The sequence below is a fragment of the Microvirga antarctica genome (genome assembly GCF_017921815.1).
Taxonomy (GTDB): Bacteria; Pseudomonadota; Alphaproteobacteria; order Rhizobiales; family Beijerinckiaceae; genus Microvirga; species Microvirga antarctica.
This window is the reverse complement of record NZ_JAGEMM010000001.1, coordinates 390,553-405,092: the sequence shown is the minus strand read 5'-3', so window position 1 is coordinate 405,092 and position 14,540 is coordinate 390,553. Positions and strand designations below refer to the sequence as shown.

The following is a 14,540-nucleotide window of genomic DNA, read 5'->3' as shown; positions in this document are numbered from 1 at the left end:
CCGCTGGCAAACTGTGCCGCTAACGGTAGCGCCCATGCGTGTTGACCTTTTCGATTTCGATCTGCCCGAGACCAGTATTGCGCTTCGTCCGGCCGAGCCGCGCGACGCCGCGCGCATGCTCGTCGTCCGGCCCGATGCCGGTTTCGAGGACAGCCTCGTGCGCGCGCTTGCCGACCTGCTGCACCCGGGTGACATTCTCGTCCTCAACGACACGAAGGTCATTCCGTCGCGCCTGCGCGGCATCCGCACCCGCGAGGAGACCTCCGCGAAGGTCGAAATCATGTTGCACAAACGTGAGAGCGCCGATTGCTGGCGGGCCTTTGCGCGCCCGGCCAAGAAGCTCCTGGTTGGCGATCGGATCGGCTTCGGGGAGGCCGGCGAGAGCAGCGCCTGTGAACTGACCAGCCTCGATGCCGAGGTTCTCGAAAAAGGGGAGGGCGGTGAGGTTGTGCTCCGATTTGGCTTTTCGGGTCCCGTTCTCGACGAGGCAATCGCCCGGTTCGGCGAACTGCCATTGCCCCCCTACATCGCCGGAAAGCGCACGACCGACGACCAGGACTCGGCCGATTATCAAACCATCTACGCCCGCGACGAGGGCGCAGTCGCGGCGCCGACCGCCGGACTGCACTTTACTGACGCGCTCTTTCAACAGCTCGATGCGCGCGGCATTGCCCGTCACTTCGTCACCCTCCATGTCGGCGCGGGCACGTTCCTGCCAGTAAAAGCCGACGATACGGCCGATCATCGGATGCATGCGGAATGGGGCAGCGTCAGCGCGCAGACGGCCTCAGCGATCAATGCCGCGCGAGCGCGCGGCGGCCGCGTTGTTGCGGTGGGCACGACCTCCCTGCGCCTTCTCGAGAGCGCGGCGGAGCCCGATGGAACGATCGTGGCGTTTTCCGGCGACACCGCCATCTTCATGACGCCAGGCTACCGGTTCCGGGCGGTGGACGTGCTGATGACCAATTTCCACCTGCCGCGCTCGACCCTGTTCATGCTGGTCTCGGCCTTTGCCGGCATGGACAAGATGCGGGCAGCCTACGACCATGCCATTGCCGCCGGCTACCGGTTCTACTCCTACGGCGATGCCAGCCTGCTGTTCCGCGATGACGCCGCCTAGCGGCAAGTCGCCTTCCCCTGTCTAGCGCGGCAGCTTACGGTCGCGTTTTCCCGTTCGACTGTGTTGATCACAGTCCGCGCCATTGCCTCAGGATCCCTGATGACCTCAGACCAGTTTACCTTCACGATAGCAAAGACAGACGGCGTCGCGCGCACCGGCGAAATCCGCATGCCGCGCGGCGTCATCCGCACGCCGGCTTTCATGCCCGTGGGAACTGCCGCTACCGTCAAGGCCATGTATCCGGACCAGGTAAAAGCGCTGGGTGCCGATGTGGTGCTGGGCAACACCTATCACCTCATGCTGCGGCCCGGCGCCGAGCGCGTGGCCAAGCTGGGCGGGCTCCACCACTTCATGAACTGGCCCTATCCGATCCTCACCGATTCAGGCGGCTTCCAAGTGATGTCGCTCGCTGCCTTGCGCAAGATCGACGAGACCGGCGTGACGTTCCAGTCGCATATCGACGGCTCGACCCACGTGATGACGCCTGAGCGGTCGATCGAGATCCAGGGCCTTCTGGGCTCGGACATTCAGATGCAACTCGACGAGTGTGTGAAGCTGCCCTGCGCGGACGATGTCGCCGATAAGGCGATGCGCCTGTCCCTCCGCTGGGCCGAACGCTGCAAGATCGCCTTTGGCGATCAGCCCGGCAAGGCGATGTTCGGCATCGTGCAGGGCGGCGCGGTCGACGCGCTGCGGATCGAAAGCGCCCGCGAACTCGCAGCCCTCGACCTCAAGGGCTACGCCATTGGCGGATTGGCCGTCGGCGAGCCGCAGGATGTCATGCTGAGGATCATCGAGACGGTCGAGCCGCATCTGCCACGGGAGAAGCCGCGCTATCTGATGGGCGTCGGCACGCCCGACGACATCGTCGAATCGGTGCGCCGCGGTATCGATATGTTCGACTGCGTGATGCCCACCCGCGCCGGCCGCCACGGGCAGGTTTTCACCCGCCACGGCCGCATGAACATGCGCAACGCCAAGCACGCGGAGGACACCCGCCCGCTCGATGCGGAGTCGAAATGCGCGGCCTCCAACGCCTATTCGCGAGCCTATCTCCACCACCTCGTGCGCTCGAACGAGATCCTCGGCATGATGCTGCTCACGTGGAACAACCTCGCCTATTACCAGGAGCTGATGGCCGGTTTGCGCAAGGCGATCGCGGAAGGACGGCTCGCCGATCACATCGGTGAGGTGAAGGAAGGCTGGGCGCAGGGCGAGCGCGATGGGTTCGCCGAGCCGCTTGGTGATCTGCCTAAGGCTGCGGACGATTGAGCACGGTGTAGAAGCCGTCTGACGCGGCGTTCCCGGTCGACCCGGCGTCCCGCAAACCATCCACGATCCGGTCCGCGATGCCGACACGGTAATGCAGCGCGTCCCAATAGTTGGAATCGTCCGTCGTCACGTTCGAGCGAAGGCGGAAATCCAGGACCAGTGCCCCGTGCCGGCGTCCGAGATCCGCCACGCGGGCTTTGCAAGCCGCCTCGCGCTGAAAGTCGACACTGCTGGGCGGTGGCAACATCACCGCGTGGGCCGGCATGAAAGCGATGGCGACGCGAGTGGAGGGCTTCACTCTTGCGAGAAGTTCGTCCAGCCAGTCGACTGCCGGGAGCTTGAAGGGCTGGGCGCCCACGGCTGCCGCGGCCGCAATCTCCCCCATGCCGGAACCGCTCCTTTGAATGTGCATGCGGGCGCGCTCCAGATCGTAGGCGGCATCGTCCGGAAGGAAGATCTCGTAGCCGTTCTGCGGCAGGCGCGCCGGCAGCATCCCCAGGCGATTGAGGGCGACCCGCCCGGCGATTTCCAGAGTGGTCAGGTTGAGAAGCGCCGGATAATCGTTCAGCGGGTCGTCGTCGTAGAGCCACGGCGGGAACGCCCGGAAGGTCAGGCGTTTTTCATCGGCGTCGGCGGCGCACCATGTCTCGTCGAGGCCGAACATCAGAGTGCGGGGCTCCGGCTGCCGCCTCAGGTACAGGGACGCGAGCTGAAGCTGCTCCCACGGCGTCGCGGCGTTCATGCCGAAATTCACGAAGGCGCCGCCGAAAGCGCGATCAAGTCGCGCCGGGTCGAGAAGGCGAACCGTCGAGGTCCCAAAGACCGCCGAGTCGAAGATGCCGCCGCGTGCGATCTGCGGATACATGAAGCGCTGGTTGATATCCATGAGCGGGGAGGCTGCCCGTCCCGGGGCGGCGCGCAGCCCATAGGGATCGAAGGCCAAGACGAACCCGAACAGCAATGCGGTCACGGCGAAGGATGTCGCCGCGAACCAAAGGCTGAAATGCCGCCACGGCGTCAGGTCGGTGGTGCCGCTCATCCGGGGGTGATCGGGGCAGGCCGGTCTGATGTCAACCCAGCGCCTTGAGGTGCCGGATTGGCCGCCCCGGAGCGATCATCTCGGCAGCCGCAATGATACCCTGCGCGTCGATGCCGAAATGGCGGTACAGCTCCTTCACCGTGCCGGTCTGGCCGAAATGCTCGACGCCGAGGGAGCGGGTGCGGTGACCCATGACGGACCCAAGCCAGGCGAGCGTCGCCGGATGGCCGTCGATGACCGTCACCAGGCCGCAATGGGGCTGCAGTTCGCCAAGAAGCCGCTCGATATGGCTGCGGGCATGAACGAGGCCGCGCTCACGGGCACGCTGGGCCGCTGTCCATCCTGCGTTCAGCCGGTCCGCCGACGTGATGGCGAGCAGCCCGATATCGCGCCGATCCTCCGCCATCAGTCCCACCGCCTCAATGGCCTCGGGGGCGACGGCGCCAGTAAAGGCCACCACCACCTGCGCGTTCGGGCCTGGACGCCGCAGCCAATAGGCCCCGTCCACGATGTCGGACTCCAGAGCCGGCGTCATCTCCCGTTGCGGCTGATCGATGCTGCGTGTCGAAAGCCGGAGATAGACCGAGCCTCCGGTTTCGTCACGCAGCCAGGTCCGCTCATTGGCTTCTCCGTCGCCGTCGCGCTGGAGGTAATCGAACGCCCAGCGCAGGATCACCGACAATTCGTCCACGAAGGCAGGTTCGAACGAGGCCAGTCCGTCCTGCGCGAGGCCGATCAGCGGCGTGCCAATGGATTGGTGCGCGCCGCCCTCCGGCGCCAGGGTCACGCCCGAGGGCGTTGCCACGACGATGAAGCGCGCATCCTGGTAGCAGGCGTAATTGAGCGCATCGAGCCCGCGTGAAATGAACGGGTCGTAGAGGGTGCCGATGGGCAGGAGCCGCTCGCCGAACAGGGAATGGGACAGGCCCAGCGCCGAGAGAAGAATGAACAGGTTCATCTCGGCGATGCCGAGTTCCATGTGCTGTCCTGTCGGCCCGAAATCCCAGGTGAACGTCGAGGGAATCCGCTCAGACTTGAAGAGGTCCTTCATCTCGTCGCGGGCAAACAATCCGCGACGGTTCACCCAGGCGCCGAGATTCGTCGACACGGTGACGTCCGGCGCCGTGGTGACGATACGATCGGCGAGGGGTTCGCTCGATCGGGCCAGTTCATGGAGGATGAGCCCGAAACCCTGCTGTGTCGACATCACCGGCTGAGTGGGCGTCTTCAAGGCAGCAGGGACGTCGATTTTCGGGGCTTGGTAGCGCCGCGTGCCGCGCGCGTTGAAGGGCACCGATTTCAGGAACTGCGCGAGATCAGCGGCCGGCAGATCGAGGCCCTCAAAGGGCTCCCATTCGTGTCCGGGCCGGACCTTGGCCGAGCCGCGATAACCGTCCATCTGCGTGGGGGTCAAGAGCCCCGCATGATTGTCCTTGTGGCCGGCGAGCGGCAGGCCGAACCCCTTGATCGTGTAGGCGATGAAGACGGTCGGGCGATCGTGGTCGATCGACTCGAAGGCTTTGAGCAGGCTCGGGAGGTCGTGACCGCCGAGATTGGACATGAGCCGGGCCAGCGCCTCGTCGGAGCGCTTCTCGATCAGTCGTGTCACATCGCCCTGGTCGCCCAGGTCATCGAGCAGGCGTTTGCGCCAGGCCGCGCCACCCTGGAAGGTGAGGGCGGAATAAAGCTGGTTCGGACAGGTGTCGATCCAAGTCCGAAGCTTGTCACCGCCGGGCTCGGCGAAGGCTTCCTCCATCAGGGTGCCATGCTTGAGCACGACCACATCCCACCCGAAAGAGCGGAAGATCGATTCGAAACGGTCGAACAGGCCCTCCCGGACCACCGCGTCGAGGCTCTGGCGGTTGTAGTCGATGATCCACCACGTGTTGCGCACGCCCTGCTTCCAGCCCTCGAGAAGCGCCTCGAAGATGTTGCCCTCGTCCATCTCCGCGTCGCCCAGCAGCGCGATCATGCGGCCTTCCGGCAGGTCCGCGGCCCAGTCATGCGCCTTCACGTAATCCTGCACGAGGCTGGCGAACAGGGTTTGGGCGACGCCGAGGCCGACCGATCCGGTCGAGAAATCCACGTCGTCGATGTCCTTGGTGCGGGACGGATAGGATTGCGCGCCCTTATAGGAGCGGAAATTTTCGAGTTTCTCGCGGGTTTGATGGCCGAGAAGGTACTGGATGGCGTGAAAAATGGGACTGGCGTGAGGCTTGACCGCGACCCTGTCCTGCGGCTTGAGCACCGCCAGGTACAGGGCGGTCATGATCGTGGACAGGGAGGCGGATGACGCCTGGTGGCCGCCCACCTTCATGCCGTCCGAGTTCGGCCTGACATGATTGGCATTGTGAATCGTCCAACTGGCGAGCCAGCGGATCTTGCGTTCGAACTCGGCGAGGTACACCAAACGGGAATCGGACATCAAACTGCTCAACCTGAAGGGAGGAACCGGACGCGGAGAAACGCTCCTCCGCTGGGATCGATTTAGAGCGCCATCTTAGGCCTTTTCGATTGACCCGCCACCCGATAGCCCCTATTTCGGGCTCACTTCCCGCGGGACATCGTCCCGCGTGCTGAATCTCTGGCTTAACCGCGTTCTTCCGCTCTTGAAAGAATGACGGTTTCCAGTGACTTAGCGGAGTTCGAGGCGGATTTGTGACCGCCGCCTCGCCCAAGATGGGCGCGTAGCTCAGTGGTAGAGCAGCTGACTTTTAATCAGCGGGTCGATGGTTCGATCCCATCCGCGCTCACCAAGCCTTTCTATAGGCTTAGGTGGTGATTGGCCGCCCCCTTTGGGGTGTCGGTGGCGAATAGGCATCCAAGCGAATCCAAATGGCCTCCACGCTTGCCTCTCGGTCTGGCGGAACTCGGCGTCGCAATTTAATCTTCTCATTCCGCCCCTTCAGCCGGATTGCTGGTCTGCGTGATCGCCCGGGGGATGCTCGATCGAGCGCGACGCAACCGTGGCCATCGGTCTCTCGCTGCATCGGAGATCGCGTTGCAGGGGTTCGAGCGCTCTCACCGGCCTGATGTCCTTGCCGAAAGCCGGCTGCCACGCTCGTCTCCAAAATTGGTGGAAGGTTCGGCTTAAGATCCCGTCTCCCTTCGTCATTCTTAAATCTCGCCGGGAGATCGGTCGGTCGGTGGCCAAATAGCCACCGCGCAGATGGGGGATGTCTGAGCCCTCTCGGTCAGGCTTCGACGGTTCGCTTAATGATCAGCAACGAGGGGTGGCAGGATTCAAATCCCTCTCGCGGCACCAAATCTTCTGCAACCGATTGCGTCTTTTGCCGGTCGCTCCAATCGCATTTGTTCGGGCTGGGGAAAGAAACGAGCGGGACGGCTGCACGGACTCAAGGTTTAAGGTCGGCTTGAATATCGGTCGCGAGGGCGAGTTCGACCTCGTTGAGCAGACCTTCTATGAGGGCCATGTACTCGTCACTTCGTGCACGGCTGATTGGAGTATCGGTTTGCTTCCAGCGTTGCAGCGCCCTTTCGGCGTCGACCACGTCGGCGCATAAGGAGCGGAAGCTTTCGCTTCGCATGGCAAGCTCCATAATGGCTCTTCGGCGGTGCGGTAGATGCTGCACGACAGCGGCAAGGCCCTGGTCCATTGATCATCCTCAGGAACCCGGGCGAAAGCCCCGATTCCCCGCCTTGGTGAATTGTGTAGCAGGTGGATTGGGAGGTTTGACGTATGTTACTGTAGGTAACGTTCCCTCCGTTCGTTCGCCGGCGGTCGTAGAACGGAGGAAGCGATGCGACCAACGCCAGACGTTTCCGAGGGGCCTCACGCAACTCGGCTTGAGATCGAGGCGCAGCTGGCGCGGATCGACGCAAGCCCGGATTTCAAAGTGCCCGAGAGGGCCAGGCAGTTTCTTCGTTACGTCATCACAGAGGCGCTCGAGGGCCGTGCCGATCGACTCAAGGCCTATTCGATCGCCACGGAGGTCTTCGGCCGCGATGCCTCGTTTGACGCCCAAAATGATCCGGTGGTGCGGATCGAAGCGGGGCGCCTACGCCGGGCGCTCGAACGTTACTACTTGTTGGCCGGTCACAGTGACACCGTTCTGATCAACATTCCCAAAGGCGGTTACGTCCCGACTTTTGACGTTCGACATGCGACATCGGTCATCGCGGAAATCGCGCCAGAACCGCAACTGTCTTCGGTGCAAGCCCCTCAGATTGGGCCCGTCAGCCCGGTATCTCCTCGCAGCAAGTGGGCCCGTATTGCCGCCGTCGTGGTGCTCCTCGTCGCCGTTTTCAGTGTGGCAGCCTACCTGGCGCGCGGCAGTTCGCGGTTTTCCGCGCGTGACGAGATTGCGTCCTCGCCTACCGGACCGGCGGTCGCGGTCGCTCCGTTTGTCGATCTCGGCGAGGGACCCGATACCAAGCTCTACGCTGCCGGTTTGACCGAGGAGATCATTGCGCAGCTGGCCCGCTTCAAGGAGCTGACAATTCCGGGGCGCGAGACGACGGCTCGCATCTCCCCGATCGTCGATCCGGCACGGCTGCAGCGGGACTTCGGGGCGCGCTTTGCTGTCGAAGGATCCTTGCGGCTCGTCGGCAACAATCGATTGCGGGTTACTGCTCGCTTGATCGACCTGGAGACCAGCGTCATCTTATGGTCGCAGACCTACGATGATGATCTTCGCACGCAGGACATCCTCACCATCGAACAGGATGTCGCCGAGAAGATCGCGAGCGCGGTGGCGCAGCCCTATGGCATCATCTTCCGCGCCGACACCCGGCGCGCCGAGCGCAAGACCACGGCGGATATCGAGGCGTACAGCTGCACGCTACGCTTTTATGCCTATCGCAATGAGTTGAGCGCAACGGCGCATGCCGGAGTCCGGTCTTGCCTCGAGCAGGCGGTCGCCCGCTATCCCGACTACGCTACCGCCTGGGCGATGCTATCCTACCTCTACCTCGACGAGATGCGTTTCGGCTTCAATCCTAGGGCTGGCGAACCGGCGCCCACGCGGCGGGCTCTTACTGCAGCCGAGACCGCAGCACAGCTCGATCCCGACAACGCGCGTGCCATTCAGGCGCAGATGACGATGCTGTTCTTTACAGGGCAACCCAATGAGGGACGGCGCATTGGCGAGCGTGCGCTGACGCTTAATCCGAACGACTCGGAGCTTCTCGGGGAATACGGCAGCCGCATTGCCATGTCGGGAGACTGGGAGCGCGGAACCACCCTCCTTGAGCGTGCTCTCATCCTGAATTCAGGCAATGCTGGCTTCTACAAGGGCATGCTGGCGCTGGCAGCCTACATGCAGGGCGACACGGATCGCGCGGTCGATCTTGTGCGCAAGGCCGACCTCCAGCGGTTTGCTCTTTATCAGGCGGTGGCCGCCATCATTTATGCCGATAAGGGCATGAAGGCCGAAACAGTGGCAGCAAAGGCTGCCTTCCTGTCGATGCAACCCCGGTTCTTCGACGACCTGGACATGCAGCTTTCCGTGCGTGGGATCTCGCCCCAAGACCGCCAAAGGCTGGCTGATGGGGCTATCAAGGCCGGCTTTCCGGTGATGGGAAAGAACGTCCTCACCTCGGCACCGTAGAAGGCCACTTCGCGAATAACCGATTTCTTCCAGATGTTTGGGCCGTCACCTACGTCACCTCCACTACAGAGACTACAGGATGCTACGTCCCGCTACGGCCGTTCAGCAGATAGTGACGATGCCGTAGCGTCGGACACCTGAACCCGACGACAAGGAATCGGACAATGTTCAAAACTATCATTCTCGCGGCTGCTCTTGCGGCGATCGGTTCTGTCCCGGCAAGCGCCCAGGCGCCGGTCTCGCTGTCGAGCTATGCCGATGCCAAAGGCTTCATCGACGTACAGGCGCTCACCTGCGCGCAACTCGCCGGCACTTTCCAGGAAGACGCCGATGCGCTCTCAAGCTGGTACAGCGGTTGGTATAACGGCCTCGCCAAGAAGCACTTCCTCGACTTCAAGAAGGGCCGCGAGACCGAGCATGAGCTCATCGTCTACTGCAAAGCCAATCCCGGCAAGAAGATCATCGAGGGCCTCGCCGTCGTGTTCAAGGACGAACGGGCAAAGCTCGGCATCGAACTCAAATAGCCTTCGCCGTCGCGAAGTTTCCCTCGCGGCCATGGCCGCGAGGAACCCCCACGACACGCGCAGATGTCCGCGCAGCGCCCATTGGGGTGGCCGGCAGAGCAAGGGATAGGCCCATGGCTGAGAAGACGTTCAAATTGAGTGCCATCGCGACAATGTTGCTCGCGACCACGACCATCGGCACGCCCGTCATGGCCCAGCAGGTCAACGGCGTCCTGGGCCAGCCCAGCGCGACCATCACCGTTCCGGGCAATCAACTCCCGGTGCCATCACCGCCCTTCGGCGGTGTCATCAAGGAGACGCTCGAAGGTTCGAAGACCTGGTGGCCGCCGCGCATCGTGCCACCGAAGGGCGCTCCGAACATCCTCCTGATCATGACCGATGACCAGGGTTACGGCGTCAGCGGCACTTTCGGGGGTGTCATTCCGACCCCTGCACTAGACCGCGTCGCCAGCACGGGCTTGCGGTTCACCGAATTCAACTCGACGGCATTGTGCTCGCCCTCGCGCGCCGCGCTCATCACGGGACGCAATCACCATTCCGGCGGCTTCGGCGTCATCACCGAACTGTCGACAGGGTTCCCGGGCTACGATTCCATCATCGGCCCCGAGGACGCCACCATCGGGCGCGTCCTAAAGGACAATGGCTACGCCACGTCTTGGTTCGGCAAAGACCACAACACGCCTGACTTCCAGTACAGCGTCGCCGGACCCTTCGATCAGTGGCCTTCTGGTATGGGCTTCGACTACTACTATGGCTTCATGGGCGGCGAGACCGACCAATGGACCCCGTATCTGTTCGAGAACAATCGGCAGGTGTTTCCCTGGATCGGGAAGCCAGATTACAACCTGACCACTGATACCGCCGACAAGGCCATCAGCTACATGCAGGGCATGAAGGCATCAGCGCCCGACTCGCCGTGGATGGTTTATTACGTGCCGGGAGGCACTCACTCGCCGCACCAGCCGAAGAAGGAATGGATCGACAAGTTCCGCGGCGAGTTCGACATGGGCTGGAACGCCATGCGCGACCAGGTTTTCGCGAACCAGAAGCGCCTGGGCGTCGTTCCGGCTAATGCGCAGCTGACCGAATGGCCCGACAGCCTGCCGAAATGGGACACCCTCTCGGCCGACGAGAAGAAGCTGTTTGCGCGGCAGGCGGAAGTGTTCGCCGGCTACGCGGCTTATACCGACAACGAGATCGGCCGCGTCATCCAGCAGGTCCAGGATATGGGGGACCTCGACAACACCCTGATCATCTACATCGTCGGCGATAACGGCACGAGCCCCGAGGGCACGTTGGTCGGCACGCCGAACCAGTGGACGGCCTACAACGGCATCCTCGACATCCCGATCGCCGACCAGCTCAAGTCCTACGATGCGTGGGGATCAGCCGAGACCTACCCGCACATGGCGGTAGGCTGGTCGTGGGCATTCGACACACCGTTCAAATACACCAAGCAGATCGCCTCGCACTTTGGCGGGACGCGCCAGGGCATGGCGATGTCGTGGCCCGGTCACATCGGTGATCCCGGCGGCATCCGCCATCAGTTCCACCACATCATCGACATCGTGCCGACGATCCTCGAAGCCACCGGCATCAAGGCGCCGGAGTTCGTCGACGGGATCAAGCAGAAGCCGATCGAAGGTGTCAGCATGCTGTACACCTTCGACAAGGCCAATGCGGCCGCGCCCACCACGCACAAGACGCAATATTTCGAGATGATCGCCAACCGCGGCATCTATCACGACGGCTGGTACGCCAACACGACGCCCCCGCACGGGCCGTGGATCCTGAACGCGCCGCTTCCGTCTCCGGTTGATTACAAATGGGAGCTGTACAACCTCGCCGAGGATTATTCCCAGGCCAATGACCTCGCCGCCAAAATGCCGGAGAAGCTGAAGGAGATGCAGGCGATCTGGCTGCAGGAAGCGACAAAATACAACGTGCTGCCGCTCGACAACCGCTCCTTCGCCCGAGCTGTCGAGCCCCGGCCGAGTACCACAGCGGGCCGGACCGAGTTCACCTATACGGGCATCAACCCCGGCATCCCCGTGGCCAACGCTCCAAACATTCTCGGCAAGAACTACACCATCACGGCCGAGATCGACGTGCCAGCCTCGGGCGGCAACGGCATGATCGCGACTTTGGGCGGCCGCTGGGGCGGATGGGGGTTCTATCTGCTGAAGGGAAAACCGGTCTTCAACTACAACATGCTGACACTGGCGCAGTATCGGTGGGAGGGCCCGGATGTCCTTTCAGCTGGCAAGCACACGCTGGTGTTCGACTACACCTATGACGGGCCTGGCATTGCGAAGGGCGGGACCGGCGTGTTGAAGGTCGACGGCAAGGTCGTGGCGACCGCCAAGCAGGCGAACTCGATCGCCTTCCTGCAAGTCTCCGACGAGACGTTCGACATCGGCACGGATCTGCGCACCGAGATCAACGGCAAGGATTATCAGCTGCCGTTCGCCTTCGACGGCAAGATCTCCAAGCTCACCATCAATCTCGGCCCGTGGCAGCTTGCGGCGACCGACGAGGACAAGATGAAAGACGCGGTCAAGAAGAAGGACTAAAGCTGAAGGCTGCCCCATTCCACCCATGCCGACGTCCTTTCAACGTCAGGAGACCATCATGAAATACGCCATACTCGCTCTCGGGCTTCTGTTCACCGCCGCACTTTTGCCGACCGAAGCCAGCGCCGTGGTCTGTGCCCGCGGCGTGGTCAGGGCGGGATGCGTCGGACCTCATGGCGCAGTGGCCGTACGCCGTGTACCAGCGCGCAGAGCGGTGGTGGTTGCTCCCGCTCGCCGCCGGTATTGAGACCGCGACGATCGAGATCCTATCGCATCGAGCGGCGGTGCGTCGCCGCAAACGCCAGCCAGACGACCACGACGGAGATTGACGTGAATACCTTTCGGAAGATGATGCAGGATGTCTCGCTTTCCCGCTCGGCGCCGGCCTTGGCCATCGCTCTGGCGCTGTCCGTGGCAGGCTGCGCCTCCCTGACATCGGAAAGCCCGATCCCCATCAAGGCCCCGACGCAGCTGAGCATCGCGAATGAGAAGCCGTCCGGAAAGGTGACCCTCACTGAAGTCTTCGTCGGCGGTGCCGGCGTCGGCAAGGGCGTCCTCGCCTTCAAGGGGAAGACCTATCCGTTCCGGCTCGCGGGCACCGTCATCGGACCCGGCAGCGTTTCCAAGCGACAGGTTTCCGGCGAAATCTACGACCTCAACAGCCTGTCTGAATTCGACGGAATCTGGGTTGAGGGAACCGGTCCCATCGGCCTTGAGACGAGCGGCCGTAGCGAACTCTGGCTTGGGAACAAGGCCGGCGTCATCATGCACCTCGTCGGCACGAGCGAGGGCATGACCCTGAGCCTCGGCAAGGACGAAGTCCTCATCGAGATGAACAAGTAGCGAAAGGGTGGTGGCGAGCCAACGATTGGTTCGGCCACTGCTCCCCTTGAATCGTCGTACATGCCTCGAAATAAAAAGGAGTTGGAGATGAGATACGTTCTTGCCGGCTTTGCATTGGTGACACTGTCGACAGCCGCCCTGGCACAGGTCGGCCCACCGACCTCGACCCGTCCCTGCTCGGCCAATCGACAGATGGTCATGAAAGAGGGTGCCGTGGTCCTCGATACCGGCCCCAACACCTATGCGCGGTTCGTCAAAAGCGGGGCGGAGTGCCTTGTTGATCAGTTCCCGGAGCCCGCCTGGGTGCCGAGTTCCAATAACCCTCAGTGCTTCATCGGCTATCGCTGCCGGAGTTCGGGTGACGACTTCTAGGTCGTGCGGAACGTGTTGGTTCGGAGCGCCAGCTGATTCGATGGGCCTACCGTGCGGTCCTCGAATATGACGTGTCGAGACGAGTCTGAAGGCGCCCCCTACAGGGAATCCACGCTAGCCAGCAGCTTCAGGCTGTCCGGTGTCTGCCGACGACCACGTCGTAAAGGTGTCACTATGTTCACAAGGCTGTTCACTCGGCCATCAATCAGGCGCCTCCTGGTTGCCGGAAGCTTCTTTCTGGCCGCGGCCGTGCCTGCCTCCGCCCAATCCGACCCGCTGCCCTCTTGGAACGACGGACCCACAAAAACGTCGATCCTCGACTTCGTCGCCAAGGTGACAAAGGAAGGCGGGCCAGACTTCGTTGCTCCGGAGAAGCGGATTGCGACCTTCGACAATGACGGCACGTTGTGGGCCGAGCAGCCCCTGTACTTCCAGCTGATCTACGCACTGGAGGAAGTGAAGCGCCTGGCGCCACAGCATCCGGAATGGGCCAAGAAGGAGCCTTTCCAGTCCGTCCTCGCCGGCGACATGAAGAAGGTCATGGCGTCGGGCAAGAAGGGCCTGGAGGAGATTGTGGCCATCTCCCATAGCGGGATGACGACTGACGCGTTCAACAAGACCGTCGCCGACTGGCTCGCAACGGCCCGGCATCCGACCAAGAAGGTGCCCTACACCCAGATGGTCTACCAGCCGCAGCTCGAGCTGCTGGCTTACCTCCGGGCCACTGGATTCAAGACTTTCATCGCCTCGGGTGGTGGGGTCGAATTCATGCGCGTCTTCGCGGAAAGCAGCTATGGCATCCCGCCCGAACAGGTCGTTGGCTCATCGGGCGTCGTCAAGTTTCAAAAGGGTGACGACGGGAAGCCCGAACTGGTGAAGGAGATGAAGATCGACTTCATCGACGATGGTCCCGGAAAGCCGGTCGGCATTAACCGCTTCATCGGACGGCGGCCGATTTTTGCGTTCGGAAATTCCGACGGTGACCAACAGATGCTGGAATGGACCATGGCCGGCGAGGGACCACGTTTCGCCGCCCTCGTGCATCATACCGACGCGGTGCGCGAATGGGCCTACGATCGCAAATCGCTGATCGGCAAGCTCGACAAGGCGTGGGACGAGGCGGCTGCCAAAGGCTGGACCATCGTCGATATGAAGAGCGACTGGAAGGTGATTTTCCCTCCGGCAAACTGAGGAAGCCTAGAATCGGTATCGACATCGATCATCCGG

The 14,540-nt window shown here is 62.6% G+C and carries 12 protein-coding genes and 1 tRNA gene; 10 read left to right on the top strand and 3 right to left on the bottom strand.

Going from position 1 to position 14,540, the window contains the following annotated elements:
• The first annotated feature begins 34 nt into the window (after positions 1-34).
• Positions 35-1,120, top strand: a complete 1,086-nt coding sequence (queA, locus tag J4G32_RS01995; RefSeq protein ID WP_210483626.1) for a tRNA preQ1(34) S-adenosylmethionine ribosyltransferase-isomerase QueA — start codon at positions 35-37, stop codon at positions 1,118-1,120.
• 99 nt (positions 1,121-1,219) lie between these two features.
• Positions 1,220-2,392, top strand: coding sequence for a tRNA guanosine(34) transglycosylase Tgt (tgt, locus tag J4G32_RS01990; protein ID WP_210483623.1), 1,173 nt, complete (start codon positions 1,220-1,222; stop codon positions 2,390-2,392).
• Here tgt and J4G32_RS01985 read toward each other — a convergent pair.
• Both J4G32_RS01985 and J4G32_RS01980 read right to left on the bottom strand, forming a co-directional pair.
• Positions 2,373-3,431: a hypothetical protein gene (locus J4G32_RS01985; protein ID WP_210483620.1), complete on the bottom strand. Its 1,059-nt coding sequence runs from the start codon at positions 3,429-3,431 to the stop codon at positions 2,373-2,375. The two genes, tgt and J4G32_RS01985, sit on opposite strands and share 20 nt — an antisense overlap.
• A 31-nt stretch (positions 3,432-3,462) precedes the next feature.
• Complete coding sequence (locus tag J4G32_RS01980; RefSeq protein WP_210483617.1) at positions 3,463-5,856, bottom strand: transketolase; 2,394 nt, start codon at positions 5,854-5,856, stop codon at positions 3,463-3,465.
• A 256-nt stretch (positions 5,857-6,112) separates the two neighbouring features.
• Between J4G32_RS01980 and J4G32_RS01975 the strand changes: the two genes are divergently transcribed.
• Positions 6,113-6,187, top strand: a tRNA-Lys gene (locus J4G32_RS01975).
• 600 nt (positions 6,188-6,787) lie between these two features.
• On the opposite strand, the gene J4G32_RS01970 is transcribed toward J4G32_RS01975, so the two are convergent.
• Positions 6,788-7,048 (bottom strand): hypothetical protein, encoded by a 261-nt coding sequence (locus tag J4G32_RS01970; protein WP_210483614.1) that lies wholly within the window; start codon positions 7,046-7,048, stop codon positions 6,788-6,790.
• A 144-nt stretch (positions 7,049-7,192) separates the two neighbouring features.
• Between J4G32_RS01970 and J4G32_RS01965 the strand changes: the two genes are divergently transcribed.
• The 7 genes from J4G32_RS01965 to J4G32_RS01940 all read left to right on the top strand — a co-directional run bounded on the left by J4G32_RS01965 (position 7,193) and on the right by J4G32_RS01940 (position 14,504).
• Positions 7,193-9,001 (top strand): adenylate cyclase, encoded by a 1,809-nt coding sequence (locus J4G32_RS01965; protein WP_210483611.1) that lies wholly within the window; start codon positions 7,193-7,195, stop codon positions 8,999-9,001.
• Positions 9,002-9,165: 164 nt separating this feature from the next.
• On the top strand, positions 9,166-9,525 hold the full coding sequence (locus J4G32_RS01960) for an HdeA/HdeB family chaperone (RefSeq protein ID WP_210483608.1): 360 nt from the start codon (positions 9,166-9,168) through the stop codon (positions 9,523-9,525).
• Between the two features lie 113 nt (positions 9,526-9,638).
• Positions 9,639-12,098 carry a sulfatase-like hydrolase/transferase gene (locus J4G32_RS01955; protein WP_210483605.1) on the top strand — a complete coding sequence of 820 codons (2,460 nt, stop codon included), beginning with the start codon at positions 9,639-9,641 and terminating at the stop codon, positions 12,096-12,098.
• A 58-nt stretch (positions 12,099-12,156) separates the two neighbouring features.
• On the top strand, positions 12,157-12,345 hold the full coding sequence (locus J4G32_RS22155) for a hypothetical protein (protein ID WP_246504730.1): 189 nt from the start codon (positions 12,157-12,159) through the stop codon (positions 12,343-12,345).
• 83 nt (positions 12,346-12,428) lie between these two features.
• A complete protein-coding gene (locus J4G32_RS01950; RefSeq protein ID WP_210483602.1) occupies positions 12,429-12,941 on the top strand; it encodes a hypothetical protein in 513 nt (170 codons plus the stop codon).
• An 87-nt stretch (positions 12,942-13,028) separates the two neighbouring features.
• Complete coding sequence (locus J4G32_RS01945) at positions 13,029-13,313, top strand: hypothetical protein (RefSeq protein WP_210483600.1); 285 nt, start codon at positions 13,029-13,031, stop codon at positions 13,311-13,313.
• A 174-nt stretch (positions 13,314-13,487) separates the two neighbouring features.
• A complete protein-coding gene (locus J4G32_RS01940; RefSeq protein ID WP_210483597.1) occupies positions 13,488-14,504 on the top strand; it encodes an HAD family hydrolase in 1,017 nt (338 codons plus the stop codon).
• Positions 14,505-14,540 lie beyond the last annotated feature (36 nt).

Excerpts from the sequence above, each read along its gene's own strand:
- J4G32_RS01940 (WP_210483597.1), top strand. The coding sequence starts at position 13,488 with ATGTTCACAAGGCTGTTCACTCGGCCATCAATCAGGCGCCTCCTGGTT.
- tgt (WP_210483623.1), top strand. The coding sequence starts at position 1,220 with ATGACCTCAGACCAGTTTACCTTCACGATAGCAAAGACAGACGGCGTC.
- J4G32_RS01960 (WP_210483608.1), top strand. The coding sequence starts at position 9,166 with ATGTTCAAAACTATCATTCTCGCGGCTGCTCTTGCGGCGATCGGTTCT.
- J4G32_RS01965 (WP_210483611.1), top strand. The coding sequence starts at position 7,193 with ATGCGACCAACGCCAGACGTTTCCGAGGGGCCTCACGCAACTCGGCTT.
- J4G32_RS01945 (WP_210483600.1), top strand. The coding sequence starts at position 13,029 with ATGAGATACGTTCTTGCCGGCTTTGCATTGGTGACACTGTCGACAGCC.
- queA (WP_210483626.1), top strand. The coding sequence starts at position 35 with ATGCGTGTTGACCTTTTCGATTTCGATCTGCCCGAGACCAGTATTGCG.
- J4G32_RS01980 (WP_210483617.1), bottom strand. The coding sequence starts at position 5,856 with ATGTCCGATTCCCGTTTGGTGTACCTCGCCGAGTTCGAACGCAAGATC.
- J4G32_RS01955 (WP_210483605.1), top strand. The coding sequence starts at position 9,639 with ATGGCTGAGAAGACGTTCAAATTGAGTGCCATCGCGACAATGTTGCTC.
- J4G32_RS22155 (WP_246504730.1), top strand. The coding sequence starts at position 12,157 with ATGAAATACGCCATACTCGCTCTCGGGCTTCTGTTCACCGCCGCACTT.
- J4G32_RS01985 (WP_210483620.1), bottom strand. The coding sequence starts at position 3,431 with ATGAGCGGCACCACCGACCTGACGCCGTGGCGGCATTTCAGCCTTTGG.
- J4G32_RS01970 (WP_210483614.1), bottom strand. The coding sequence starts at position 7,048 with ATGGACCAGGGCCTTGCCGCTGTCGTGCAGCATCTACCGCACCGCCGA.